Below are 25,212 nucleotides of genomic sequence, written 5' to 3'. Positions count from 1 at the left end.
GCGAGCCTCTGGATATAGATAGGCCTATGGCACTGAAAGTCCTACCCAATGCTGACCTGGAACGTGAAATCGCAGCAGGTACCGGCTCCAACCTATGGAAATCCCTGGGCGACGATCCAGCTTTCGAGATCAGGTTTTCACCGGTCAGAAAGCGGCTGCTTGTCATTCACATCGCCGCAAGCGACGAGCCGATAGATCCGAAATTCTACATCAATCGCGGACGTGGATTTCATGAAAGAGATGCCACTTCACTGCCGGAAGCACACCGCTTCATCATCACGGCGGATATAGGGTCGGTCGGGACGATCTGCGCCCTGCGCGCCGATCCGGTCAGCTTCCCGACCACATTTCGTTTTGAGGTCAAGGCTTTCGCTTCTGCTAAGTCGGCAGAGTCCTATATCTCACACTTGAACGCGGCGGAGGAAAAGACTGAGCGCATCAATCTCGGCAAGCTTCCGCAACATTGGACCAAGATACCAAACCTGAAATTCGGCAAACGGGCTGCCAGTCTGACGGTGCAATATGCCGACGCAAACTACCGGCTTGCCGCCGATCTTGTTGCTCTACCGGTTTCAGCGACGTCGGGAACTTGGTTGAGCGTCGTTGTTCCCGTCTACAATGCGCCGACGCGATATCTGGACGATCTCGTCGAGTCCTTCGAGGCCCAGGGGCAGTCGGGCACTGAGCTCATTTTGAGCGATGACGGCTCGACATCGCCGGAAACGCGGCGGTGGTATGAGGCGCAGCATGCGAAGGACAACATTCGCTTTGTGCTGAACGGACTCAACGGCGGGATCGCGGCGGCCACCAATTCCGGCCTATCTCACGCAAGCGGCCAATGGATCGCTTTTCTCGATCATGACGATGTGATCGCTCCACACGCTTTCAAGCTTATCAGGCATACGCTGGAGCAAAATCCGGACGCCAATTTCCTCTACACCGACGAACTGGTTGTCGACGACACGCTGAAGCCGACCGGTGTCATGCTGAAGCCCGCCTACGATTCCGTGTTGCTCACCGGCGTCAACTATATCAACCATTTCTCCATCTATCGCCACAGCCGGCTGCGGGAGATCGGCTACCTTCGGACCGGTTACGATGGTTCGCAGGATTATGATCTGCTCCTGCGCTATCTGGAGGGTGTTCCGGAGCAAAGCATCCTGCACCTGCCCTACCCGGCCTATTGGTGGCGCCGCAATGGCCAGACCTATTCGCGCAAATTCATGGATGCCGCCACCACGAACGCCCGAAAGGCGCTAACCGAGAGATTCGAACGGCAGCAGCAGGCGATCGAGATTGAGGGAACGCTGACCAAGACGCTGCATCGCGTCCGCTTCGAGCCGCCTCACGACTGGCCGAAGGTTTCGATCGTCATTCCCAGCAAGGACAATCTCGACCTCATCTCCCGTGTTCTGAATGACCTGTTCGAAAAGACGGATTACCCTAACTTCGAGGTGCTGGTCATCGACAACGGTTCCACGAACCAGGCTGTCCTTGATCTCTACGACCGCTATCGCCAAACGCGGCCGAACTTTTCGGCCGTGGTCACGCCGGAGGCCTTCAATTTCTCACGTTCGGTCAATCGCGGCCTGAAGGAGGCTAGGGGAGAGCACTATCTGATCCTCAACAATGACGTCGAGGTCATCGAGCCAGGTTGGCTGAAGGAGATGGTGTCCTGCCTTGCCTACGACCGGACCGGCATCGTCGGTGCCAAGCTGCTCTTCTCGAACAACAAGATGCAGCATGCGGGCGTTATCGTCGGTTTCGGCGGCCTGGCCGGACATTGGTACATGAACAAGCCAAGGGAATTCGGCGGACCGATGAACCGGCTGCATGTCCGTAACAGCATGACCTGCGTCACCGGCGCGGTCATGCTGATCTCAGGCGATTGCCTCCGGGAGATCGGCCTGTTCGACGAAGAGAATTTCGCGGTCGCCTATAATGACGTCGACTATTGCCTGCGCGCGCACAAGGCGGGTTTTCGCATCGTCTGGACGCCGTTTGCCTGTCTCTACCATCATGAATCTCTTTCACGAGGATCGGACAAGTCAGGCGAGCGCAAGAGACGGTTCGAGCAGGAGAAGGGCAACCTGCGCCGGCTGCACACGACACAGGCCTTTGCCGACAGGGCGCTCAATCCCGCCTATAGCCGCGACAAATCGGACCCACGGATCGTGGTGCCGACACAGCTATTCATTCCATCGATGTCTTGAGGGATTACGGAGTCGCCCGGCCCCATCTCAAAGTTGGATCAGGTCCAAATCGTCACCCACCTCGCGTTTGGCAATCTCGACCACGCTCATCTCGTGCGTGAAGAGAATCGTCTGGAAACGCTCGGCAGTGGTCGCAAGCACCTTCAACCCCGCGCTTGCCCGCTCATCGTCAAAGGTCTGAAAGATGTCGTCGACGATCAGCGGTGCCGGCTCGTTGCGGGCGGAATAATCCTCGAGGAAGGCCAATCGCAGGGCGAGATAGAGCTGGTCACCCGTGCCCTCACTCAGGCCATCCAATGGCACACGCTCACCGCCCACGCGTTCCGCCAGCAACTGCAGCGCGTCGCTTTCGTCATGCGCCTCGACGAGGCGGAGGAAACGGCCTCCGGTCAGCTGCGAAAACAGCTCGCCTGCCCGCTTGACGACCGGATCCGCCTGCTTTTCGCGATAGGATTCCATCGAGCCCGCCAACATCCGCACGGCAAGCTTGAGGACGACCCATTGCCGCGCCAGATCCTTCGCCTCCTGTTCGGCCGACAGCTTTTCGAACACCGCGTATTCAGCGCTGACACCGGTCTCAAGCGCCTGCCGCTGACGGCCATTTTCCGCCAGCCGTGCCGAAAGTGCGCCATGCGCCGTGAACTGCCGCTGGTCCTCTTCGGCCAGCCGCTCTATTTCAAGATCTGCGGCAACCCGCTCGAAATCGCCAAGCTGGGCCCGAACCTCTTCCTCCGCCTTGCCATCAGCCTGCTGGCGGAAGCGCTCACGGCTTTCGACCAAGCGGCTACTCAAGCGCGTACGCTCGCGAAGCCGCGACAGCAGCGCAGGCAAATCCTTAGATCCCGGCAGATCCGCAGTGAGATGATCGAGATCATCGATGATGGCGGTAAGCGCCTCCTGGTGACGGACAAGCAGCGCTTCCGCGCGCTGACGATCCTCCTCCAGGCCGTCGCGCTTCTTCAGCTCGCTGCGCATGGCATTGGCGCGGCTATGCAGCGCTTCGGCTGCGGCATCCGGCGGCAGATGATCCAACTCATAGCCGGCGCTGGCTGCAAGCGTTGCAAGCCGGCGCTCGAAATCCGCCATGTCGCGCCGCATGCCGCTCACACGCCGCAAGCGGTTATCGCGCTCCGCCAAGGCATCCGGCAGTTCTTCCCAGGCTTTCAGGGCTGCGGACGCCATGTCCAATGTCGTGTCGGATGGCAGACCGAGATGTTCGGCGGCCTTGCCGAAAACCTCGTGCCAGTCGGCATGCTGCCGCTCCAATACCTGTTGCTGGCCGTCGAACCGGGCGAGCCGCTCGCGCGCCGCGCCAATCTCCCCCTCCCGCGTCCGGCTTTCGCTCCAACGTTCTGACAGCAGGCGCAGATGCTTTCGCAGCCCGTCCGCGATTGCGACCGGCGGCAGGCGGCCGCTCTTGTAGCCGGTCGCCTCCACGATGTCCTGCAAGGCGGGTGAGACGCGTTCTTCAGCCGCAGCGTACTCATCGCGCTCGTCAAGCAGATCGCGCAATGACTTGCGCTCACGTCGCAGCAATTCGACTCCACGCCGCCATTCCAGCATTGCCGAAGGATCGAGTGCATCGATGCCGCAAGGCTCGAAAAGCATAGCGAAGGTCGCCTGGGCATCCTTCAGGGCTTTCTCACAGATTCCGAACCGCTCGGAGGCCTCCTTGCGCTCCTGCAGCAGGCGCGCCTGACGCAGGCGATAGTCGGCATGGCGCGCGACACGGTCCGCATCACTCAACGCCGCATCGGCCAGACGATCGGCCTCGGCAAGGCTCTGGGTCAGCGTCGCAAGCACCTTGGCTCCCGGAGCCGCGCCGTCCGCCAGGCTTTGCTGGATCGCGGCCCACTGTGCATCGCGACCTTCACGCGCAGCGGCGATCTGCTCGCGCGTTACGATCGGCCCGTTACGCTCGGCATCCGCGAGCGTGCGCTCTATCTCCGCCAGCTGCTCATCATAGTTTTGCAGCTTGCCGGCAGCCTCGCGCATCCTCGTGCGTGCGGCATCGATGGCATCGCGATGCCCAGTAATCTCCGTCGGCTCCGGCAAGGGCACCGAGAAAAGCGCATCGATGTCACCGACCGGTGGCCGCAATTGCGAGGCGGCTTCCTTGAGATCGGTCTCGATGCGCCGTATCTGCGTTTGCAGCCCGTCAAGACGCGCCAAGGCAGAGAGATCGCTGCCCAGTGCCTCGAGCTGATCGGTATAGGGCCTCGGATCGATCAACCGTCCGGCAAGACTATCCTTCTCCAGGGCTGCAAGCTGTCCGCGCTCACTTTCGGCCTGCTCCGTGAGGGACTGGATTTGCCGCACAAGCTGCCTGCCCTGCTCCGCCAGTTCGGACAGGCGCGTACGGTCGATATCGCTCGGCTGACGCTTTTCCAGCTCGACCTCGGCAATACCGAGGCGACGGGCAAGCTGCGTGAGCTCCGTTTCGAAGTCAGCCAGCTCCCGATCGACACCCGGCAGGTCGTGACGCTGGGCGCGGTAGTTGCCGGTGTCGGCAAAGAGCTGGGTGATATCGCCCGCGATCTGCAGCAACCCGTCATCGACATGGATGCGGGACAGGTCGTCCTCGGCACGCGCAAGCACCTGCCGTCCCCGGAGCAACTCCTCCTCAGCGGCTTGTTTGTCCCGCAGTCTCTGTTCGAGCTTGTCGCCCAGACTTTCGGGTATCCTAGCGAGATCAGCCAAGCCCTCCAGCGCTATGGTTTCGGCGTCGATCTCCGCGAGCAGAGGCTGCAAGGTCTTCAGCTTCTTGAGCCGGTCCAGAGCCTGCCGCGTCTCGCGGCGTTCCGCCTGCAAACGCTCCAGTTCGGCTTCAAGCTCGGCGGCCTCCGCCAGCAGCTTCTTCCAATCCCCGGATTTGAGTTCGTTGTCGCGTTCGGCTTTCCGGGCATCCTCGTAGCGGTCGAGGGCCTGATAGAAACCGCGGTCCTTCGAGCGTCTGGCCGCGTAGATACCGTCGGCCTCCGCCTCCAGCGATTGGCGCAGCCGCGACAGTCCGGTGAGTCCGGAGGCGGCCGAAAACAGCAGGCTGCCGATCTCGCCGCCACTGCGCAGCATGGCGGTCGCTCCCTGCCGCAGCCTCTGTGAATCCAGACCAAAGGCGCGCTCGAAGACATCGCGGCTCAAATTGCCGATGAACGGCGAAAGCGCATCCTCAGCAAGCGGTGTCTCCTTGTCATCGGGGGCAAGAAGTGTGCTCTTGCGTCCGCGGCGGCGGCGGAAGGCGAGTCTTGCGCCGTCACGCGCGCTGATCGAAGCGCCGATCCGCAAGCTGCCGGGCTCATGCAGAAAGCTCTGCTCAGCCGCGGCGGGAAAACCAAAGAGCAGATCGGAAATCGCGCTTAGAGCCGAAGACTTGCCCGCTTCGTTCGGACCATAGATGACATGCAGCTTGGCACCGGCGCGCAAATCGAGCGCGCGGTCGGTCAGTGCTCCATAGCGAAGAATATCGAGGCGGTCGAAACGCATCAGCCAGCCCCCTGCCCGCGCGCGAGCAGCAATTGCCGCGCTTCCTCGATGAGGGTCTCCATGCTGTCATCCAGCGGCTGTGTTGCCGCACCAAGGCCACCCGGCAAGCGTATCGCAATCTCGTCGACCAACCTGCCCGCCTCGGCCGCGATATCGATGTCGCCTGCATGCTCGGCCAGCAATTGGCGGAGATCGAGTGCACCGTCCGTCTCGATGACTGATGCCGAAGGCGGCTCCAGCCGCAACTCCAGCTTTTCGAGCCAGATATCCTCATGCACGCGATGGCACGCGGCCTCGACCTCATCGCGCCATTGCTGCCGGTTGGCGGCAATGGCGCCGTGCAGCGGCGTGATGCCCGAAAGCCTGACGCGCAGCGCTGTCATGCGCCCGGCCATATCGTCGGCGAGCGGCTGCACGGCCTGCTCGACGCGACGCAGGATCGCTGTCTGATCGTCATCCGGGCCGATGCCTATATCGACCTGTGCGAAGCGCGCCTCGTCAACAATCAGCCGCTCATGCTCGATCCGGCCGTCCTCGACGGCCACCAGCATCGCGCCCTTGGCGCCTCGCTCACGGATATTGCGGCCTTGAAGGTTGCCGGGGAAAATGACAAGCGGATCTCGCGCCACCACTTCGTAGTCATGCACATGGCCGAGCGCCCAATAGTCATAGCCGCGCGATCTGAGATCATCGACAGAGCACGGCGCATAGGGCGCATGCGGCTCGCGGCCGGTCAGCGATGTGTGGAGAATGCCGATGTTGAACCAGCCGGGCACCGGCGGCGGATAGGCGAGCGCTAGATTGTCGTTGGCCGAGCGTTCGGCAAAGCCTTGCCCGTGCAGCGCCACCTGTAGCGCGTCCAACTTCACGCTGCCCGGCTTGTTCGTCGGGAACTCGTAGACATTGCTTGGCAGGGTGATGGTCTTGGTGATGACGCTTGCCGCATCGTGATTGCCGCGCAGCAGATAGACCGGGATGCCGGCCCGCTCGAGCCGCGCCATCTCACGATTGAAGAACAGGCCGATCTTGTTGTCCTTCCAGTCGCCGTCATAGACATCGCCGGCGATGACGAAGAAATCGACCCGCCGTTCTATCGCCAGTCCCACCAGCGTCGAGAAGGCCTTGCGGCTCGCTTCCACGAAGATGGCGGCGACAGCGGCGTCCTTCAGGGCCAGCCCCTGAAAGGGGCTGCCAAGATGCAGGTCGGCGGCATGGATGAAACTGAAAGAGGGCATGGGCTCCGATCACCGTCAGATATCCGATCTCCCCTTGTAAGGAAGCGGAGAGGCAATGAACACTGCGCCACTTGCTTCATCCAACGGTTTCGCAAGCGGGTCGGAGCTGTCATATTCCTGGGTCACGCGATTGCGATCCTGCATTGCCCCCTGCGCGCTTGCGGCAGGTCCGGTCGGCTGCTACTGCGCTGGCATTTCATTACCAAGAGGAGATCTTTCATGAGACATCATGCTTTCGGACGAACACCCTTCATCGTCACGGATGTCGGCTTCGGCGCCTGGCAGATCGGCGGCGCATGGGGCGATGTCAGTGAGGCCGATGGCCGCGCGGCGCTGAATGCTGCGCTTGATAGCGGCATGACCTTCATCGACACGGCCGATGTCTATGGTGACGGCCGCTCGGAAAAGATCATCGCCGACGTGCTGAAGGCTCGGGGCGGCGAGCGCCCGATGGTGGCGACCAAGGCAGGCCGCCGGCTGAGCCCGCACGTGGCGGAGGGCTATACCAAGGCCAATCTCGAAGGCTTCATCGATCGTAGCCTGAAGAACCTCAACGTCGAAAGCCTGGACCTTGTTCAGTTGCACTGCCCGCCGACCGAAGTTCTCTATCGGCCGGAAGTGTTCGCAGGCCTTGATGAGCTACAGAAGGCCGGCAAGATCAAGGGATATGGCGTCAGTGTCGCGACGGTCGAAGAGGCATTGAAGGCCATCGAATTTCCGGGCGTGCTCAGCATCCAGATCATCTACAACATCTTCCGCCAGCGGCCTGACCACCTCTTCTTCAAGGAAGCCAAGCGCAAGAACGTGGCTGTTATCGCCCGCGTGCCGCTGGCCTCCGGCCTGCTCTCCGGCAAGATCACTCGCGACACGCAATTTGCCAGCGACGATCACCGCAACTTCAACCGCCATGGCGAGGCTTTCGATGTCGGCGAAACCTTTGCCGGCGTTCCCTTCGAAGTCGGCCTTCAGGCGGTGGAAGAAGTGCGCAAGCTGGTGCCCGCGGGCTCCAGCATGGCAGCCTTCGCGCTGCGCTGGATCCTGATGAGCGACGCCGTCACGGTCGTCATCCCCGGTGCGCGCAATGCCGAACAGGCGAAGGCCAATGCGGCTGCCGCCGATCTTGCACCGCTATCGGCTGATGTCATGGCGGCGACGCGTGATATCTACGAGCGCCTGATCGCACCGCACGTTCATCATCGCTGGTAATAGCTTATCTGGAAACGAGGGGCCGGGATGATCCGGCCCCTACTGAACCAAAGGCCACTTCACGGCATAACGCTCGGTCGGCAAACTTCAAATCGTAGAGCGCTTTGTTTTACGTATTTCCGGACGGAAAACCGCTACGCACTTTTCCTGGAAATACTTTAAAGCTTGATTGAACGGCTCACCACGTTCCGATGAATGCCGCGCAGGCCAGCAGCGCCCCAGTCAGGATATTCGCCAGGAACAGCCGGAAATTCACCTCGGGACGGTCAAGGTCGATTCGCCAGGTTTGCCAGCCCAGGTGCGCGGCGATGACAAGCATTCCCATGGCGTAGGCCAGCGACATGCCGAGCAACCAGCCCCCTACCGACCACGCCAGGACCGTCAGGGCATAGAACAGACCGACACAGGCCTTGCCGTGCCGGCCAAACAGGATTGCCGTCGATTTCAGGCCAAGTTGGGTGTCGTCCTTTACGTCGACATAGGCATAGACGGTGTCGTAGCCGATCTGCCATGCGATAGCGCCGGCCCACATCAGGATCGCGCCAGCCGGGATATGCCCCGTAACCTCGGCCCAAGCCATCAGCATGCCCCAATTGAACGCCGCGCCCAGCACAGCCTGGGGCCAATGAGTGAAACGTTTGCAGAGCGGATAGATGAAGACCAGCGGCAGAACGCATATGGCAACAAGGCGGGCATAGGGTGTCAGGAAGAGCAGAAGCGATGCCGCCAGTGCAAGCTGAATGCCCAGAAAGACAAAAGCCTGTGGAGCGCCGATCTGTCCGCTCGCCAAAGGTCGAAAGCGGGTTCGCTCGACATGGCCGTCAAACTTCCGATCAGCAATATCGTTGACCGTCGAGCCGGCGCTTCTCATCAGCAAGGCGCCGAGAGTGAAAACAACCAGCTCTCGAAGGTCCGGAAAACCGTACGATGCCTGGATGAGAGCCGCCCAGCACGGGAAAAGCGTCAGCCATATTCCTACCGGCCGATCCAGCCGGGCCAGGCGCGTATATGGTCGCCAAGAAGACGGCAACCGACGATCCACCCAATCGCCAAGTTGAATATCGCTTAGATCCGGGCGGCTTAAACCAGTCATGATCTCATCCAAGTTCGCTGTCGTTCATCGCGATTATAACGACTGTTTGCGATTGAACTCCTATGCCTGAAAGGGCCTCCGAAAATATTCCGGAATGGCGCCCGATCCTAAAAAGGGCTTACGCTTGCCGGACAATGGCTCCGATGACGTTGGTAAGAATGCGGGCGGCGGTTACGGCCGATAAGCCGTCAATGTCGGTAGGCGGATAGAATTCGACCAGGTCGAAACCGGCAATCTTCGCGCGCCGCCCCAGACCCGCAATCAGTTCGATTACTTGTGTATAGGTCAAGCCACCGGGCGTGCGCGCCGCTACCCCAGGCATGATCGATGGATCGATGCTGTCGCAATCGAGGGTGACGACAACCCGCGCACCTTCAGGAATATGCTGCAGAGCGGCTTCGACGCCCTCGGCATGCACCGTGCGAGCCGTCACGAAATGACTGCCATAGCGCCTCGCGTCTTCGACCTCAGTGAGACGTGCGCTGCCGACGCCACAAAGACCGACCTGAACCATGCCGGCAACATGCTGCATCTCGCTCGCCCGACGCATCGGGCTCGAATAGCCGTAGCGCTCGCCGTGCAACTCGTCGCGCCAATCGATATGAGCATCAATCTGCAGGACCCAGACCGGCCCTTGATCCGCATACCCGGCGAGGAAAGGGATCGTCACGGAACAATCGCCGCCAATCAGGATCGGTACGGCTGATGATGCCAGTATCTCACGCGTCCTCGCCTCGATCCGGGCACGATTTCCGGCATTGTCATGCATGATCGTTAGGATGTCGCCGGTGTCGACGCAGCACGGGGGCTTGGCGTCAAACAGCGGGCCGCCAACATCGAAATCCCAATGCTCGATCAGAGGAGCATCACCCTGGCTTGCAGAGCGAATAGCGTCGGCGGCCAACATATAGCCGCTACTGTCTTTGTCGGGATAGGTGCTGCCGTGGCCAGCTCCGAAAATGATCGCGCGACACAGGTTGCCATCGGCTAGTTGATCGGGAAGGCCGAGAAAGGAAGACGATGCGGTCATTTCTTGATCATCCTGATGGTCGTTTGGCTGAAACGCCAATGTTGGGCGTTCGAAAATACCTGATGACGTTTGCTTCGCAAGAGAATGCACCGAGCGTCTACGCCGTGGACATCCCTTATTTTGATGGTCACGGCTGCTGAACAAAATCCAGCCGTTCCCTATCGCAAAACAAAAAAGGGCCCGCTAAGGCGGACCCTCAATGTTCCTCACCCGCAAGGCTAACGCCTCGCAGCGGGTGAAAACGAAATCAGCTGTTGACCGAGTCCTTCAGGCCCTTGCCGGGCGTGAACTTCGGCACGTTGCGGGCCGCAATATCGACCTCAGCGCCGGTGGACGGGTTACGGCCCTTCGTGGCTGCACGGTGGGAAACGGTGAAGCTGCCGAAACCAGCGAGGCGAATGTCGCCGCCCTTCTTCAGTTCAGCCTGGACGGTCTCGAAAACAGCGTCAACAGCGGAAGCAGCGTCAGCCTTCGTGATACCGGCCTTCTCGGCCACTGCGGACACGAGCTCATTCTTGTTCATGTTTCCACCCCTTTCTTTGGTATGAAACGACTTATCGGTAAGCGGGGTGCAAGTACGAATGCTCTTACCCGCCGCACCCCCAAAAGCCCTGCAAATCAAGGAAAAGCAAGCGTTACCAGCCGCTTTTCACAAAAAAAGACCGGCAAAAATGCCGGTCTTTTCGTCATTTATGACAATTCGACAGAATTGAGGCGATGAGCCTCAATGTGCGATCGTCGCGCCTACATCGTCGACGCCTTCGACCGTTGCAATCACGGGCGTTTCGACGGTGCCATCCCATTCGATCGGCTCGGGCCGGCGAACAAGCGCATGCTTGATCACCTCACCCATGCGCGACACGGGAATGATCTCCATCCGGTTCTTCACGTTGTCCGGAATCTCCGCCAGATCCTTGGCGTTTTCTTCCGGGATCAGCACCTTCTTGATGCCGCCGCGCAGAGCCGCAAGCAGCTTTTCCTTCAGGCCGCCGATCGGCAGCACGCGGCCGCGCAGCGTGATTTCACCGGTCATGGCGACATCCTTGGAAACCGGGATGCCGGTCATGATCGAGACGATCGCGGTTGCCATGGCAACACCGGCCGACGGACCATCCTTGGGCGTCGCACCTTCCGGCACGTGCACGTGGATGTCGCTCTTGTCGAAGCGCGGAGGCTCGATGCCGAAATCGACGGCGCGCGAGCGGACATAGGATGCCGCAGCGGAAATCGATTCCTTCATGACTTCCTTCAGGTTGCCGGTCACGGTCATGCGACCCTTGCCCGGCATCAGCACGCCTTCGATCGTCAGCAGTTCGCCGCCAACCTCGGTCCATGCGAGACCGGTGACAACACCGACCTGATCTTCGCGTTCGGCTTCGCCATGGCGGAAGCGCGGCACGCCGAGATAGTCCGGAACGTTCTCACCCGTAACGGCGACCGACTTGGTCTTGCCCTTGATGATCTCGGTGACCGCCTTGCGGGCGAGCTTCATCAATTCGCGCTCGAGGTTACGCACGCCGGCTTCGCGGGTGTACTGCTGGATGATGACCATCAGGGCATCGTCACTCACCGAGAATTCGCTCGGCTGCAAAGCATGTTCCTTGATGGCCTTCGGCAGCAGGTGCCGCTTGGCGATCTCGCGCTTTTCATCTTCGGTGTAACCGGCGATACGGATGATCTCCATGCGGTCCATCAAGGGCGCAGGGATATTCAGCGTATTCGCCGTCGTGATGAACATCACGTCCGACAGATCATATTCGACTTCCAGGTAGTGATCCATGAAGGTCGAGTTCTGCGCGGGGTCCAGCACCTCAAGCAGAGCCGAAGACGGATCGCCGCGATAGTCCTGGCCGAGCTTGTCGATTTCGTCGAGCAAGAACAGCGGATTGGACTTCTTAGCCTTCTTCATCGACTGGATGACCTTGCCGGGCATCGAGCCGATATAGGTGCGGCGGTGACCGCGGATTTCGGCTTCGTCACGAACGCCGCCAAGCGCCATGCGGACATACTCACGGCCGGTCGCCTTGGCGATCGACTGGGCAAGCGAGGTCTTGCCGACGCCCGGAGGTCCGACGAGGCACAGGATCGGCCCCTTGATCTTGGTCGCACGCGCCTGGACGGCCAGATACTCGACGATGCGCTCCTTGACCTTGTCGAGACCGAAGTGATCGGCTTCGAGGATCTTCTCGGCATTGTTCAGATCAGCCTTGACCTTCGACTTCTTGTGCCAGGGGATGCCCAGCAGCCAGTCGAGATAGTTGCGCACGACGGTCGCTTCAGCCGACATCGGGCTCATCTGCCGGAGCTTCTTCAGCTCGGCATCGGCCTTTTCCTTGGCTTCCTTCGACAGCTTCGTCTTGGAGATGCGCTCTTCCAGTTCGGCCATCTCGTCGCGGCCTTCCTCGCCGTCGCCGAGCTCCTTCTGGATCGCCTTCATCTGCTCATTCAGGTAGTATTCGCGCTGGGTCTTCTCCATCTGGCGCTTGACGCGCGAGCGGATGCGCTTCTCGACCTGCAGAACCGAAATCTCGCCTTCCATGAAGCCGAGCGCCTTTTCGAGGCGAGCCTTGACGCTGGTGGTTTCCAGCATCTCCTGCTTCTCGGTGATCTTGATCGACAGATGCGATGCGACGGTGTCGGCCAGCTTCGAATAGTCGTCGATCTGGCTGGCAGCGCCAACCACTTCCGGCGAAATCTTCTTGTTGAGCTTCACATAGCTCTCGAATTCGGAAACGACCGAACGGCTCAGCGCCTCAAGCTCGACCTGATCCTCTTCCGGCTCGTTGAGCGTATGACCGAGAGCTTCGTAGAAGTCTTCGCGGCTGGTATATTCGTCGATCTCTGCACGCGCACGGCCTTCGACCAGCACCTTGACGGTACCGTCGGGCAGTTTCAGCAGCTGCAGAACATTGGCAACCGTGCCCACCTTGTGGATGGCGTCCGGTGCGGGATCGTCGTCACTGGCATTGATCTGGGTGACCAGCATGATCTGCTTGTCGGAACCCATGACCTCTTCCAGCGCGCGAATGGATTTCTCCCGTCCGACGAACAGCGGCACGATCATGTGTGGGAAAACCACGATGTCGCGCAACGGCAATACCGGATAGGCAATGCTCTCATGTGCCGCAGACGTTTTCTTAGTCATGTTATTTCCTTTCCGTCGTCCCGTTCCCGGGCTCTCTGCCAGCTGGGGGAGGATTAGCCGGCTCTCTCACTTGATAAACAAGTGGAGCTTCACACTACCTATTTCAAGTCACGCGAGACATGCCACCGTCACACGGCAGCCCCGCTTGTTTACGAGGAGGAACGCAACAACAAACACCGAAGCCCAGCCACTCAAACAATCACCGGCGAAGCGGAATCCGAAGGAAAATACCGGGCTCATGCCCAAATCACCGGATGCTCCAGAATCATGGCATGATGGCCGCAGCAGGCGCTCTTCACAACCAGCTTTGATGGCGTTCCCATCAGCTTATCCAAGACTTTATCAGCAAACTGTACGATTTTTCAAACAGAAAGGGGCCCGTCCATGACGAGCCCCCGATTCGTGATCGTCGATGAAGACATCAGGCCGTTGCGTTGGCCTTTTCTTCCTGCCGATCGGCATAAATGTAGAGCGGACGAGCGGAGCCACGGACGACTTCCTCGGAAATGACAACCTCGCGCACGCCTTCCAGCGCCGGCAGGTCGAACATGGTGTCGAGGAGGATCTTTTCCATGATCGAGCGCAGGCCGCGAGCGCCCGTCTTGCGCACGATCGCCCTGCGGGCAATCTCGCGCAGCGCGTCTTCGTGGAAGGTCAGTTCGACATCTTCCATCTCGAACAGGCGCTGGTACTGCTTGACGAGAGCGTTCTTCGGCTCCGACAGGATCTGGATCAGCGCATCCGCATCCAGGTCTTCCAACGTCGCCAGAACAGGCAGACGGCCGATGAATTCCGGGATGAGGCCGAACTTCACCAGATCTTCCGGCTCCAGTTCGCGCAGCACTTCACCGACGCGGCGATCATCCTGCGCCTTGACGGTAGCGCCGAAGCCGATCGAGGTTTTCTCGCCACGGGCGGAGATGATCTTGTCGAGGCCGGCAAAGGCGCCGCCGCAGATGAAGAGGATGTTGGTCGTATCCACCTGCAGGAACTCCTGCTGCGGATGCTTGCGGCCGCCCTGCGGGGGAACCGAAGCGACGGTGCCTTCCATGATCTTCAGCAGAGCCTGCTGTACGCCCTCGCCCGACACGTCGCGCGTGATCGACGGATTATCCGACTTGCGGGAAATCTTGTCGACTTCGTCGATGTAGACGATGCCGCGCTGGGCGCGCTCGACGTTGTAGTCGGCAGCCTGCAGCAGCTTGAGGATGATGTTTTCGACGTCTTCACCGACATAACCGGCTTCGGTCAATGTCGTGGCATCGGCCATGGTGAAGGGCACGTCGATGATGCGGGCGAGCGTCTGGGCCAGATAGGTCTTGCCGCAGCCGGTCGGACCGACGAGCATGATGTTCGACTTCGCCAACTCGACATCGCCGTTCTTCGACGCATGCGCGAGGCGCTTGTAATGGTTGTGAACGGCAACCGACAGGATCTTCTTCGCCTGGCGCTGGCCGATGACGTATTCGTCGAGAACCTTGATGATGTCCTGCGGTGTCGGAACCCCGTCACGCGACTTCACCATCGAGGATTTGTTTTCCTCGCGGATGATGTCCATGCATAGCTCAACGCACTCATCGCAGATGAAGACGGTCGGTCCGGCAATCAATTTGCGGACTTCATGCTGGCTCTTACCGCAGAACGAACAATAAAGCGTGTTCTTCGAGTCGCCGCCGTTGCTGCCGCTGACTTTGCTCATATCACTTTCCTTCCAGCACGCCGCCAATTTCCAAGCTGAAATCGCGGTCCACTCAATGCGCCCGCCGGACCTGCCCCTCGTTACTGGCAGATCGCGGCGCCCTTCGGGGTACTGAACGCAGGCCCGGCTCACCGGAACTGCGTGGCAACGATTCCCCTTCGAATGCCGAATGCCATGTCACAAAAACGCTACATAGCATGAATGCATACTATTACCGCGTTCTCTTCCACATTAAACCCCTATTCGTTCACAAATGGGATAGAACTGTGGCATGGAAGGCACCGTCACGTGGATAATCACGCGGCGGTTTCACCTTCCATTTCGGTACGCGACGTCAATACCTTGTCGATCAGACCCCATTCCTTGGCCTCATCCGAGGACATGAAATGGTCACGATCGAGCGTCTGCTCGACCTCTTCATAGGTCCGGCCGCAATGCTTGACGTAAACTTCGTTCAGGCGGCGCTTCATCTTGATGATGTCGCGCGCGTGGCGTTCGATGTCCGAAGCCTGCCCCTGGAAACCGCCCGAAGGCTGGTGAACCATGATGCGGGAATTCGGCGTTGCGAAACGCATGTCCTTGTCGCCTGCCGCAAGCAGCAGCGAGCCCATGGACGCGGCCTGCCCGATGCAGAGCGTCGAAACGGCGGGCTTGATGAACTGCATCGTATCGTAGATTGCCATGCCAGCGGTCACGACGCCGCCCGGCGAATTGATGTAGAGCGCGATTTCCTTCTTCGGGTTTTCCGCCTCGAGGAAGAGAAGCTGGGCGCACACCAATGTTGCCATGTGGTCTTCAACCGGGCCGGTCAGAAAGATGATACGTTCTTTCAGCAGGCGGGAATAGATGTCGTAAGACCGTTCCCCACGGTTGGTCTGCTCAACAACCATCGGCACCAGAGCCATAGCTGTATCAACTGGATTTCTCATGTGCGTCCTTTACCAAGCTTGACCCGGCGACAAAAACACCGGGAATCGAATAAAATTCCTTTATCCCTACATAGAGTGTCCCTGCCCTGCACTTCAAGACACATGAAAGCATAACCTCAAAAAGCAGTAATGCCTCACGAAGCGTTGACAAAGCATTTCTAATCGCTGTTTTCGTAACGCCAAGTGGTCTGGCACCGCGCCATGTACAACCCACCGCTTTTCCCGGCGGCAAGATGAAGAAAACATGAAGGACACCACCGGGACGGCGAAGCCACGGGCACAATTAAGATTTACCAAGACACTTAAGGAACTTACCATCTTATTCGGTAAGGATAAGCTCATCACGGGAACCATCCCGCCTTTCGCGCCGACAAGATGATCCTGGCCAGGAGAGATGCCGATCGTGCTTAACATGACCACAGGGCTGACCATCTGGTGTTCGGAAGCCATCACCCTGGCAACCGTGCTCCTGCTTGCCTGGCGCCATGATCGCCAATCCCCCGCCTATCTGATGTGGGCATTGGGCTTCAGCGTCAGCGCTATCGGTTTTGCCATGGTCGCGGCCCGCGGCATCATTCCTGACATATGGTCGATCCAGATCGGCAATGCCATCGCCCTGCTGGGTGAAAGCGCCTGGATTGCCGGCTTCCGGTGGATGGACAGGCGCAGGCTTGAATGGTCGGCATTGCTGCCGCCCGCCATCTGGCTCGTCGGTGTCAGCCTGCCCTGGGTCAGCGACAACTTCGTCAATCGCGTCATTCTCTACGATCTCGCGAGCGCTGTCGGCGCAACCTTGCTGGCCTTTGCGGTCCATCCGGGCGAAGGCCGCCGGGAGCCCGCGCGCGGACAGCTCGGCGTCGTTTTCATGGCTCTGGCCTGCTTCTGTTTCCTCTCCGGTGTCTCGATGTCACTGCTGAGGCCGACCATGGAAGAGGCCCTGATCTATCGTGGCTACGCAGCGCTCGGCTATGCCCTTATCATCATCGTTGCCATCGTCTTGAACGGCAAGCTGCTGATGGAACGGTCCGAACGTCGCTGGCGGGCAATCTCCATCACCGATACGCTGACGGGCGTCCTGAACCGGCGCGGTCTTCAGGAGAACTACGAGATTCTGGTCAGCGACAAGCAGCGGCAACCGCAGATGCTTGCGGCGTTGCTGTTCGATCTCGATCACTTCAAATCGATCAACGACCGCCACGGCCACCAGACCGGCGACATTGTCCTCACGGAGTTTGCCCGTATTGCGCGCCAGTTCGTGCCGCGCAATGGCGCCTTCGGCAGGATGGGCGGCGAGGAATTCGTGGCCTTCGTGCCGATAGACGACCAGGCGCAGGCGGAAGCGCTGGCGGAAACCATTCGCGCCGATTTCTGCCGTGTTCCTCTGCTCGCAGGCCCTTCGCTGGTGTCGGCGACGGTCAGCGTCGGCCTTGCGATGATGCCGCGCGATACCGTCAGCTGGGACCGGCTCGTCTCCTCGGCCGACCGCGCGCTTTATGCCGCCAAGCGCGCAGGGCGCAATTGCACCATCGTCTTCAACGAGACGGAGACCGCAAAGGCGGCAGATACGCCGCCCGAGACGGATGGCGGTGAACTGGTGCCGACGATCGAGGACCAGATTCACGCGCTGCGACGCCTGGGTAAGCTTGCGGGAATGTAACCGCAGCGTCTGCCTCAACGGACGAGTGCAGCCCGGCGACCGGAACACAGCATTCGCGCCACGAAATGCAAAATGGCGCACTTCATCAGCGCGCCATTACAAGTCAACGACAGTCGTCGTCAGTCCACATCAGCCGTAACGACCGGTGATATAGTCTTCCGTGCGCTTGACCTTCGGTGCCTGGAATATCTGCTCGGTGGCGCCATATTCGATCAGCTCGCCAAGATACATGAAGGCGGTGCTGTCGGAGATACGGCTTGCCTGCTGCATATTGTGCGTGACGATGACGATCGTGAACTCGCCCTTCAACTGCGACACCAGTTCCTCGACCTTGGCGGTCGAGATCGGGTCGAGAGCCGAGGTCGGTTCGTCGAGCAGGAGGACTTCCGGGCGAAGGGCAATGGCGCGGGCGATACAGAGGCGCTGCTGCTGACCGCCGGAAAGGCCAAGTCCACTCTGGTGCAGCTTTTCCTTCACTTCGCTCCACAGCGCCGTTTCCGTCAATGCGGCTTCGACGCGGACGTCCATCTCCGCCTTGGAGATCTTTTCATAGAGCCGGATGCCGAAGGCGACGTTTTCATAGATCGTCATCGGGAACGGCGTCGGCTTCTGGAACACCATGCCGACCTTGGCGCGCAGATCGTTGAGATCGACGTCCTTGGTGAGAATGTTGCGACCATCCAGCAGGATCTCGCCCGCAACCGTCTGGCCGGGATAGAGATCATACATCCGGTTGAACGTGCGCAGCAGCGTGGACTTGCCGCAACCCGAAGGACCGATGAACGCGGTGACCGCATTTTTGCGGATGTTCATGTTCACATCCTTCAGAACGCGATGGCCGTTCTGATAGGTGAAATCGAGTTTCTTCACCTCGAGTTTCGCGAGCGCGCCGAGATCCGACTGGGACGCGGCGTCCTTCCCCGGCTGTGTGTTGACGCTTTGGAAATTGCTGTCGCTCATGTTCATGGTCTCATTCCTATCGTTCAGCGGCTGCGTCATTGGCGGCGCCCACTCAAGACACGGGCAAGGATGTTGAGGGCAAGGATGGCAACGGTGATGATCAACGCGCCGGCCCAGGCCAGTTGTTTCAGATCCTCGCCTGCATCAGCGGCGAGCGTATTGATCGCAACCGGCAGCGTGGCGATTGGACCGGTCAAGCCTGCATTCATAAACTTGCTGTAACCGGCTGTGAAGAGAAGCGGTGCGGTTTCGCCGCTGATGCGGGCGACGGCCAGCAGGATGCCGGTGAGAATGCCCGTCCAGGCAGAGCGGTAGATCACCATCACCATGGACTTCCAGCGCGGCGCGCCGAGCGCGGCCGTCGCCTCACGAAGCGCATTCGGCACCAGCAACAGCATATCCTGTGTGGTGCGATTGACCACCGGAAGGGCGATCAGCGCCAGCGCAAGGACACCGGCAAAAGCGGAATTGCCGCGCATGGGCACGACCACCGCGCCATAAACGAACACGCCGATGATTATCGAGGGGGCGGACAGCAGGATGTCGTTGAGGAACTTGGCGGCCTCGGCAAGCTTGCTGCCGTTGGCATACTCGACCAGATAGGTGCCGGCGAGAATTCCGATCGGCGCGGCGATCAGGATGGCGCAGCCGGTGACCAGCACGGTGCCGTAGATTGCGTTGATCAGGCCGCCGCGCGAGCCCTGAGCCGGGATCGACATGGTGAACACGTCGAGGCTCAGTGCCGATACGCCGCGATAAAGCAGGCTCACAAGGATCACACTGAGAAAGAATATGCCGAGGACAGCCGCGATGAAGCACAGGGCCATCATCACCCGGTTCTTCCCGTAACGCCGCGACACGATGCTCTGACGAATTGCATTTTCCATGTTTTTTTCCTCAGTGCGAGTCGCCGCGGCCGATCATCCATCTCGCCGCTGCAAGCACGCAGAAGGAAAGGACGAACAGGAGCAGGCCGAGCGCAATCAGGCTCGACAATTGAAGACCGTCGGCATCGCCGAAGTTGTTCGCGATCTGGGCGGAAATGGTGGTGGACGGCGAGATGATCGACGATTGCAGACGGCTCACCGAGCCGATGACAAAAGTGACGGCCATGGTTTCGCCGAGCGCGCGGCCAAGGCCGAGCATGATGCCGCCGACAAGGCCGCGGCGTGTATAGGGGATTAGAATGTGGCGAGCCACTTCCCATGTGGTCATGCCCATGCCGTAAGCGGATTCACGCAGCATTGGCGGCACGGTGGTGAACACGTCGCGAGAGATCGCGGTGATGAAGGGCAGGATCATAACGGCCAGCACGAGACTTGCGGTCAACAGGCCGACACCCGGCGCCGGCGGCTGGAACAGCAGGCCGATCACCGGCACCTGGCCAACTGTCATGATAAGGAACGGCAGGATATAGGTCTGCATCAGCGGCACCAGAATGAACAGACCGACGATGCCGTAGATGATGGAGGGAACACCGGCCAGAAGCTCGATGGCCGTGCTGATCGGACGGCGTAGGCTACCGGGGCAAAGTTCCGTGAGGAAGATGGCGATGCCGATGCCCATGGGAACGGCAATCAGCATGGCGATGAGCGAACTCACTAGCGTACCGACCACGGCGGGCACGGCGCCGTAGATCTCGGCGGGAGCGCTCCACTTTGTCCCCCAGAGGAACGAAAATCCGAAGGCCTGGAAGGTTGGCAAGGCAGTGACGACAAGAACCGCAATGATTGCCAGCAGCAGAAGCACGACAAGAGAAGCCGAGCCAAGCGTCAAGAAATAGAAAATCCGGTCTTGCATCCGGAATTTCCTGGTGCTGGCGCTGGTATCCAGTGCCTGGAAGCCAGCCGTCTGAGTCGCGTCAGCCATCGATTTCCCCTTGTCCTGTCACGAAAGGCGGACAGGGCCATGCCCTGTCCGCCGTAACTCTTAAAGCAGCACAGATTACTTCGTGCCGAAGTCCGTCTTCCAGGACTTCTCGACGATCGCAGCAACGCTTTCCGGGATCGCGAGGTACGACAGGGCGGTCGCGTCCTTCTGGCCATGCTCGTAGGACCACTTGAAGAACTTCAGCGCTTCTTCGTTGAGAGCAGGATCAGCCGGCTTCTTGTAGAGCAGAACCCAGGTCGAAGCAGCAATCGGCCAGCTCTTTTCGCCCGGCTGATTGGTGATGATCAGGTTGAAGTTCTTGGCCTTGGCCCAATCGGCGTTGGAAGCAGCAGCCTTGAAGGTGTCGAGGCTCGGCTCGATAACCTTGCCGGCAGCATTCTTCATCTTCGCAAAACCAATGTGGTTGGCGACGACGTAGGAATACTCAACGTAGGAGATCGAACCAGCCGTCTGGTTGACGGTGGTGGAAACGCCTTCCGAACCCTTGGCACCGAAGCCGACCGGCCATTCAACTGCCGTGTTCGAACCAACCTTTTCCTTCCACTCCGGCGAAACCTTGGCCAGGTAGTCGGTGAAGTTGAAGGTCGTGCCCGAGCTGTCGGCGCGATAAACGACCGAGATCGGAGCCGAAGGCAGCTTCACGTCGGGGTTGAGAGCCTTGATGGCAGCGTCGTCCCACTTTGCGATCTTGCCGAGGAAGATGTCGGCGAGCGTCTTGCCGTCGAGGACGAGTTCGCCCGGCTTCACGCCTTCAACGTTATAGGAAACGACGATGCCGCCGGAGATCATCGGAAACTGGGCAATGCCGTTCTTCTCGAGGTCAGCGTCACTCATCGGCTTGTCGGAAGCGCCGAAGATGATGGTCTTGTCGAGGAGCTGCTTGATGCCAGCGCCCGAACCGACCGACTGGTAGTTGACGACATTGTTCGTCGCGGCCTTGTAGCCTTCGGCCCACTTGGACAGAACCGGAGCAATGAAGCTCGAGCCGGCGCCCGTGATGTCGGCAGCCGAAGCCGAAACGGACATGGCAGCGATGAAGCCTGCAGTCAGGCAGAGCGAACGAAATTTCTGATTCAACATGATTGAACTCACTTCCCGGAGTGATGAAGGGATGGCAAGCAGGAGCTGAGCACGGAGTATCCCATCGGTTAAGAACCCCACCTCAATCTCCTAGCGACAGTGATGGCTCTAATGCCGCATTGTTTCAGTTTGATGACAGTTTAATGAAGCGGCGGTGACACAACCTGCGGCAATCATCACGACCGATGCGGAACCCCATGGAATGAGCTGCTTCGGGCCATTCGCGGCATCGAACTTCATGTTTTGATTCAACAAACTTTTCAAAGACGGATCACATAATCCTTGCGAGTCGTTTCAATGACTTCCCATGTCCCCTTGAAGCCCGGCTTCAAGACGAGGCGGTCGCCTGCGCGCAGATGAAACGTCTCGCCGTCGTCTGCCGTCACGATTGAGTAGCCTGAGAGGATATGGAAGTATTCCCACTCGTCATAGACGATCTTCCATTTGCCCGGCGTCGCCTCCCATATGCCTGCGTAGAGACCTCCATCGGCCTCTTCGAGGTTCCAGGTGCGGAACGCGGGAGCCCCCGAAACGAGCCGATCTGCGGCCGGCGTCCCCGCCTCCGGTTCGACGCCATCGATATCCAGCCGCAGATATGTCGTCACGAATGCCTCCTCTTGCTTGCCTGCGCCGCTTGTCATGCGACTGCGGATCGAGACAAGCACGAAACGGCAGGCCGTCAAAGATAGCCCATCGGCTTTTTCAGCCTTTTGCGGGATTGCGGCGCCTCGAAATAGGTGAGCCGGGCGCGCATCGCGAGGTGGCCCGGCCGTCTCGGTTTTTAAGACAATCAAATACAGGAGGCAGTCACCGATCCCCAGTTGACAAAATCAATATATCCATTATTCTAGATATATGGAATCAACAGATGCAATCGCGGCGCTGGCCGCCCTCGCGCAGACGACAAGGCTTGAAACCTTTCGCCTGCTGGTCAAATCCGAACCGGATGGAATCCCGGCGGGTGAACTCGCCCGAATGCTTGATGTCCCGCAGAACACGATGTCCGCGCATCTGGGGACCCTCTCTCGAGCCGGCATCGTGCGAAGCGAGCGCCGGAGCCGCTCCATTATATACCGCGCTGATCTCGAAGGCTTTCGGGCGCTGACGCTGTTCCTTCTCAAGGACTGCTGCGGGGGAAATGCGGAGTTGTGTGCGCCCTTGATCGCCGATCTCACGCCATGCTGCCCACCGGAGACCGCCCGGCCCCCGACCTAACCACGGAACCCGACCATGACCGACAGAACCTACAACGTGCTCTTCTTGTGCACGCGCAATTCCGCACGCTCCATTCTCGCCGAATCGATCCTGAGCAAGGAGGGCGGCAGTCGCATAGCGCTGGAACACGGGCTTCGGCAGATCTGCGCCCTTGAAGGCGCATCCGAGAAGGCAAGCTGATGTCCACTTTCGAGAGATATCTTACCGTCTGGGTCTTCTTGTGCATCGTTGCCGGCATTGCCCTCGGCCACCTAATGCCCGGTGTATTCCATGCCATCGCTGCGGCCGAAGCCGCTAAGGTCAATATTCCCGTGGCCATCCTCATCTGGCTTATGGTCATTCCGATGTTGCTGAAGATCGATTTCGGTTCACTTGCAAAGGTCGGAAGCTATTGGCGCGGGATCAGTGTTACGCTGTTCATCAACTGGGCCGTCAAGCCGTTTTCGATGGCTCTGCTGGGCTGGCTGTTCGTCGGCTGGCTCTTCCACCCCTTCCTCCCGGCAAATCAGATCGATTCCTACATAGCGGGGCTGATCATCCTTGCCGCCGCACCGTGCACGGCCATGGTTTTCGTCTGGAGCAATCTTACCAGAGGCGAACCTCATTTCACTCTTTCCCAGGTGGCGCTGAACGATGCGATCATGATCGTGGCCTTTGCACCAATCGTGGGATTGCTGCTCGGGCTGTCCGCCATTACCGTTCCCTGGGACACATTGATGATCTCGGTGGCGCTCTACATTCTCATTCCCGTAGCGATCTCGCAGGTCATTCGCAGATATTTGACGGCTGAAGGGTCGACCCGCACGCTGGACGCCCTCCTGGCAAGGCTGCAGCCCTTGTCCCTACTGGCGTTGCTGGCAACTCTCGTTCTTCTGTTCGGCTTCCAGGGAGAGCAGATTATCGCGCAACCGACGATCATCGCATTGCTGGCCGTTCCGATCCTGATCCAGGTCTACTTCAATTCAGGGCTCGCCTATTTGCTGAACCGCATGTCCGGAGAGCAGCACTGCGTGGCCGGACCATCGGCCCTGATCGGCGCCAGCAACTTCTTCGAGCTCGCAGTGGCAGCCGCAATCAGCCTGTTCGGTTTTCAGTCGGGAGCAGCGCTGGCGACCGTCGTCGGCGTCCTCATCGAGGTTCCCGTGATGCTCTCGGTCGTCTGGATCGTGAACCGTTCCAAGGGCTGGTACGAGGCCAGCCCCGCGGTCATCAGAAATACAGTCAGCGAAAGGACGTCATCGTGAACGTCACTATCTACCACAATCCCGCCTGCGGGACCTCCCGAAACACACTGGAGATGATCCGGAACGCCGGGCTCGAACCCACCGTGATCGAGTATCTGAAGACGCCGCCATCGCGGGAGCAATTGACCAAACTGATCTCCGACGCAGGCCTTACCGTCCGTCAGGCGATCCGCGAGAAGGGAACTCCCTATGCCGAACTTGGCCTCGACGACCCCAACCTGACGGACGACCAATTGCTGGATGCCATGCTCAAGGATCCCATCCTCATCAACCGGCCTTTCGTCGTCAGTCCACTCGGAACACGGTTGAGCCGGCCATCCGAACTCGTACTCGATATACTTCCGGACACCCACAAGGGTGAATTCACCAAGGAAGACGGCGAGAAGGTTCTCGATGAGAAAGGCAAGCGCATTGTCTGAGACGTTCCCCGCCCTGGATGCCGGGCACCTGCACCAGCCGGATCTCGATGCGCTTCGCCCGGCATTCTCGACGCATAGACCGCGAATTCTAATCCTCTATGGTTCCTTGCGCGAGGTCTCCTATAGCCGTCTACTCGCCCATGAGGCCCGCCGCCTGTTGGAACGCCTTGGGTGCGAGGTCAGGATGTTCGATCCCAAGGGCCTGCCCCTCCCCGACGAGGCGCCGGCGAGCCATCCGAAGGTGAAGGAACTTCGCGAGCTTTCCGAATGGTCCGAAGGTCAGGTATGGGTCAGTCCGGAGCGCCATGGAGCCATGACGGGCATCATGAAAGCGCAGATCGACTGGATTCCGCTCTCCATCGGTTCCGTGCGCCCAACGCAGGGAAAGACCCTGGCCGTCATGGAGGTGTCGGGCGGCAGCCAGTCCTTCAACGCGCTGAACCAGATGCGTGTGCTTGGCCGCTGGATGCGGATGATCACCATCCCCAATCAGTCCTCGGTGGCCAAGGCCTATCAGGAATTCGATGCTGACGGCCGCATGAAGCCGTCGGCTTTCTACGACAGGGTCGTCGATGTCTGCGAGGAACTGGTCAAGTTCACTCTTATTACCCGCGACGCCTCGCCATATCTCACCGATCGCTATAGCGAACGAAGGGAAACCGCCGCCAAACTCGAGCAGCGGGTTTCCCTGAACTCAATCTGACCTGGCAATCC

General features: G+C 59.7%; 20 protein-coding genes and 1 pseudogene. 8 read left to right on the top strand and 13 right to left on the bottom strand.

Translation table 11 applies throughout. The features are described from left to right. The first annotated feature begins 26 nt into the window (after nt 1–26). The gene (locus tag A6U86_RS02835; protein ID WP_068385866.1) at nt 27–2,213 is read left to right on the top strand and encodes a glycosyltransferase family 2 protein; all 2,187 of its coding nucleotides are present in this window, start codon (nt 27–29) and stop codon (nt 2,211–2,213) included. Nucleotides 2,214–2,240: 27 nt separating this feature from the next. Here the strand turns inward: A6U86_RS02835 and A6U86_RS02830 are convergent, their stop codons facing one another. Beyond that, nucleotides 2,241–5,696 carry a YhaN family protein gene (locus A6U86_RS02830; RefSeq protein WP_068385864.1) on the bottom strand — a complete coding sequence of 1,152 codons (3,456 nt, stop codon included), beginning with the start codon at nt 5,694–5,696 and terminating at the stop codon, nt 2,241–2,243. After that, on the bottom strand, nt 5,696–6,931 hold the full coding sequence (locus A6U86_RS02825; RefSeq protein ID WP_068385863.1) for a DNA repair exonuclease: 1,236 nt from the start codon (nt 6,929–6,931) through the stop codon (nt 5,696–5,698). Before A6U86_RS02825 ends, A6U86_RS02830 begins: the two co-directional genes overlap by 1 nt. 219 nt (nt 6,932–7,150) lie before the next feature. Between A6U86_RS02825 and A6U86_RS02820 the strand changes: the two genes are divergently transcribed. Continuing rightward, nucleotides 7,151–8,137, top strand: coding sequence for an aldo/keto reductase (locus A6U86_RS02820; RefSeq protein ID WP_068385861.1), 987 nt, complete (start codon nt 7,151–7,153; stop codon nt 8,135–8,137). Nucleotides 8,138–8,315: 178 nt separating this feature from the next. On the opposite strand, the gene ubiA is transcribed toward A6U86_RS02820, so the two are convergent. The 6 genes from ubiA to clpP form a co-directional block, all read right to left on the bottom strand. Further along, the gene (gene ubiA / locus A6U86_RS02815; RefSeq protein WP_068387763.1) at nt 8,316–9,230 is read right to left on the bottom strand and encodes a 4-hydroxybenzoate octaprenyltransferase; all 915 of its coding nucleotides are present in this window, start codon (nt 9,228–9,230) and stop codon (nt 8,316–8,318) included. A gap of 118 nt (nt 9,231–9,348) precedes the next feature. Further along, nucleotides 9,349–10,260, bottom strand: coding sequence for an agmatinase (locus tag A6U86_RS02810; protein ID WP_068387760.1), 912 nt, complete (start codon nt 10,258–10,260; stop codon nt 9,349–9,351). Nucleotides 10,261–10,507: 247 nt separating this feature from the next. Next, nucleotides 10,508–10,783 carry a DNA-binding protein HupB gene (gene hupB, locus A6U86_RS02805; protein WP_034487026.1) on the bottom strand — a complete coding sequence of 92 codons (276 nt, stop codon included), beginning with the start codon at nt 10,781–10,783 and terminating at the stop codon, nt 10,508–10,510. 201 nt (nt 10,784–10,984) lie between these two features. After that, nucleotides 10,985–13,405, bottom strand: coding sequence for an endopeptidase La (gene lon / locus A6U86_RS02800; protein WP_068385859.1), 2,421 nt, complete (start codon nt 13,403–13,405; stop codon nt 10,985–10,987). 421 nt (nt 13,406–13,826) lie between these two features. Next, on the bottom strand, nt 13,827–15,104 hold the full coding sequence (gene clpX / locus A6U86_RS02795) for an ATP-dependent Clp protease ATP-binding subunit ClpX (protein ID WP_068385857.1): 1,278 nt from the start codon (nt 15,102–15,104) through the stop codon (nt 13,827–13,829). A gap of 296 nt (nt 15,105–15,400) precedes the next feature. Next, entirely contained in the window at nt 15,401–16,033 is a 633-nt protein-coding gene (gene clpP, locus A6U86_RS02790) for an ATP-dependent Clp endopeptidase proteolytic subunit ClpP (protein ID WP_068385855.1), read from the bottom strand. A 394-nt stretch (nt 16,034–16,427) separates the two neighbouring features. Between clpP and A6U86_RS02785 the strand changes: the two genes are divergently transcribed. Next, nucleotides 16,428–17,690 carry a diguanylate cyclase gene (locus tag A6U86_RS02785; RefSeq protein ID WP_198929017.1) on the top strand — a complete coding sequence of 421 codons (1,263 nt, stop codon included), beginning with the start codon at nt 16,428–16,430 and terminating at the stop codon, nt 17,688–17,690. A 129-nt stretch (nt 17,691–17,819) separates the two neighbouring features. Here the strand turns inward: A6U86_RS02785 and pstB are convergent, their stop codons facing one another. The 5 genes from pstB to A6U86_RS02760 all read right to left on the bottom strand — a co-directional run bounded on the left by pstB (nt 17,820) and on the right by A6U86_RS02760 (nt 22,225). Next, complete coding sequence (pstB, locus tag A6U86_RS02780) at nt 17,820–18,656, bottom strand: phosphate ABC transporter ATP-binding protein PstB (protein WP_083196734.1); 837 nt, start codon at nt 18,654–18,656, stop codon at nt 17,820–17,822. A 29-nt stretch (nt 18,657–18,685) separates the two neighbouring features. After that, nucleotides 18,686–19,537 (bottom strand): phosphate ABC transporter permease PstA, encoded by an 852-nt coding sequence (gene pstA, locus A6U86_RS02775; RefSeq protein WP_068385853.1) that lies wholly within the window; start codon nt 19,535–19,537, stop codon nt 18,686–18,688. Nucleotides 19,538–19,547: 10 nt separating this feature from the next. After that, nucleotides 19,548–20,519 carry a phosphate ABC transporter permease subunit PstC gene (gene pstC, locus A6U86_RS02770; protein ID WP_068385851.1) on the bottom strand — a complete coding sequence of 324 codons (972 nt, stop codon included), beginning with the start codon at nt 20,517–20,519 and terminating at the stop codon, nt 19,548–19,550. Nucleotides 20,520–20,594: 75 nt separating this feature from the next. Next, the gene (gene pstS / locus A6U86_RS02765; protein WP_244509838.1) at nt 20,595–21,566 is read right to left on the bottom strand and encodes a phosphate ABC transporter substrate-binding protein PstS; all 972 of its coding nucleotides are present in this window, start codon (nt 21,564–21,566) and stop codon (nt 20,595–20,597) included. Between the two features lie 314 nt (nt 21,567–21,880). Continuing rightward, nucleotides 21,881–22,225 carry a cupin domain-containing protein gene (locus A6U86_RS02760; RefSeq protein ID WP_068387757.1) on the bottom strand — a complete coding sequence of 115 codons (345 nt, stop codon included), beginning with the start codon at nt 22,223–22,225 and terminating at the stop codon, nt 21,881–21,883. A gap of 250 nt (nt 22,226–22,475) precedes the next feature. On the opposite strand from A6U86_RS02760, the gene A6U86_RS02755 reads away from it, so the two are divergent. The 5 genes and pseudogenes from A6U86_RS02755 (at nt 22,476) to arsH (ending at nt 25,201) form a co-directional block, all read left to right on the top strand. Continuing rightward, a complete protein-coding gene (locus A6U86_RS02755; protein ID WP_068385848.1) occupies nt 22,476–22,835 on the top strand; it encodes a helix-turn-helix transcriptional regulator in 360 nt (119 codons plus the stop codon). A gap of 15 nt (nt 22,836–22,850) precedes the next feature. After that, nucleotides 22,851–22,940 (top strand): annotated as a pseudogene (locus A6U86_RS34575) (arsenate reductase ArsC); the annotation flags it as partial. Between the two features lie 74 nt (nt 22,941–23,014). Beyond that, on the top strand, nt 23,015–24,079 hold the full coding sequence (arsB, locus tag A6U86_RS02750) for an ACR3 family arsenite efflux transporter (protein ID WP_068385846.1): 1,065 nt from the start codon (nt 23,015–23,017) through the stop codon (nt 24,077–24,079). Further along, nucleotides 24,076–24,498 (top strand): arsenate reductase (glutaredoxin), encoded by a 423-nt coding sequence (arsC, locus tag A6U86_RS02745; RefSeq protein ID WP_068385844.1) that lies wholly within the window; start codon nt 24,076–24,078, stop codon nt 24,496–24,498. The genes arsB and arsC overlap by 4 nt, the downstream gene beginning before the upstream one ends. Next, nucleotides 24,473–25,201 carry an arsenical resistance protein ArsH gene (arsH, locus tag A6U86_RS02740; protein WP_068385842.1) on the top strand — a complete coding sequence of 243 codons (729 nt, stop codon included), beginning with the start codon at nt 24,473–24,475 and terminating at the stop codon, nt 25,199–25,201. Before arsC ends, arsH begins: the two co-directional genes overlap by 26 nt. Nucleotides 25,202–25,212: the final 11 nt, after the last annotated feature.

Origin of the sequence: Rhizobium sp. AC27/96 (genome assembly GCF_001692325.1) — a bacterium.
Classification (GTDB): domain Bacteria; phylum Pseudomonadota; class Alphaproteobacteria; order Rhizobiales; family Rhizobiaceae; genus Rhizobium.
This window is presented reverse-complemented; position numbering and strand designations above follow the sequence as displayed.

Bases quoted from the DNA above. Each gene is read 5' to 3' on its own strand.
- A6U86_RS02835 (WP_068385866.1), top strand. From the start codon at position 27: ATGGCACTGAAAGTCCTACCCAATGCTGACCTGGAACGTGAAATCGCA.
- A6U86_RS02830 (WP_068385864.1), bottom strand. From the start codon at position 5,696: ATGCGTTTCGACCGCCTCGATATTCTTCGCTATGGAGCACTGACCGAC.
- A6U86_RS02825 (WP_068385863.1), bottom strand. From the start codon at position 6,931: ATGCCCTCTTTCAGTTTCATCCATGCCGCCGACCTGCATCTTGGCAGC.
- A6U86_RS02820 (WP_068385861.1), top strand. From the start codon at position 7,151: ATGAGACATCATGCTTTCGGACGAACACCCTTCATCGTCACGGATGTC.
- ubiA (WP_068387763.1), bottom strand. From the start codon at position 9,230: ATGACTGGTTTAAGCCGCCCGGATCTAAGCGATATTCAACTTGGCGAT.
- A6U86_RS02810 (WP_068387760.1), bottom strand. From the start codon at position 10,260: ATGACCGCATCGTCTTCCTTTCTCGGCCTTCCCGATCAACTAGCCGAT.
- hupB (WP_034487026.1), bottom strand. From the start codon at position 10,783: ATGAACAAGAATGAGCTCGTGTCCGCAGTGGCCGAGAAGGCCGGTATC.
- lon (WP_068385859.1), bottom strand. From the start codon at position 13,405: ATGACTAAGAAAACGTCTGCGGCACATGAGAGCATTGCCTATCCGGTA.
- clpX (WP_068385857.1), bottom strand. From the start codon at position 15,104: ATGAGCAAAGTCAGCGGCAGCAACGGCGGCGACTCGAAGAACACGCTT.
- clpP (WP_068385855.1), bottom strand. From the start codon at position 16,033: ATGAGAAATCCAGTTGATACAGCTATGGCTCTGGTGCCGATGGTTGTT.
- A6U86_RS02785 (WP_198929017.1), top strand. From the start codon at position 16,428: ATGCCGATCGTGCTTAACATGACCACAGGGCTGACCATCTGGTGTTCG.
- pstB (WP_083196734.1), bottom strand. From the start codon at position 18,656: ATGAACATGAGCGACAGCAATTTCCAAAGCGTCAACACACAGCCGGGG.
- pstA (WP_068385853.1), bottom strand. From the start codon at position 19,537: ATGGAAAATGCAATTCGTCAGAGCATCGTGTCGCGGCGTTACGGGAAG.
- pstC (WP_068385851.1), bottom strand. From the start codon at position 20,519: ATGGCTGACGCGACTCAGACGGCTGGCTTCCAGGCACTGGATACCAGC.
- pstS (WP_244509838.1), bottom strand. From the start codon at position 21,566: ATGTCCGTTTCGGCTTCGGCTGCCGACATCACGGGCGCCGGCTCGAGC.
- A6U86_RS02755 (WP_068385848.1), top strand. From the start codon at position 22,476: ATGGAATCAACAGATGCAATCGCGGCGCTGGCCGCCCTCGCGCAGACG.
- arsB (WP_068385846.1), top strand. From the start codon at position 23,015: ATGTCCACTTTCGAGAGATATCTTACCGTCTGGGTCTTCTTGTGCATC.
- arsH (WP_068385842.1), top strand. From the start codon at position 24,473: ATGAGAAAGGCAAGCGCATTGTCTGAGACGTTCCCCGCCCTGGATGCC.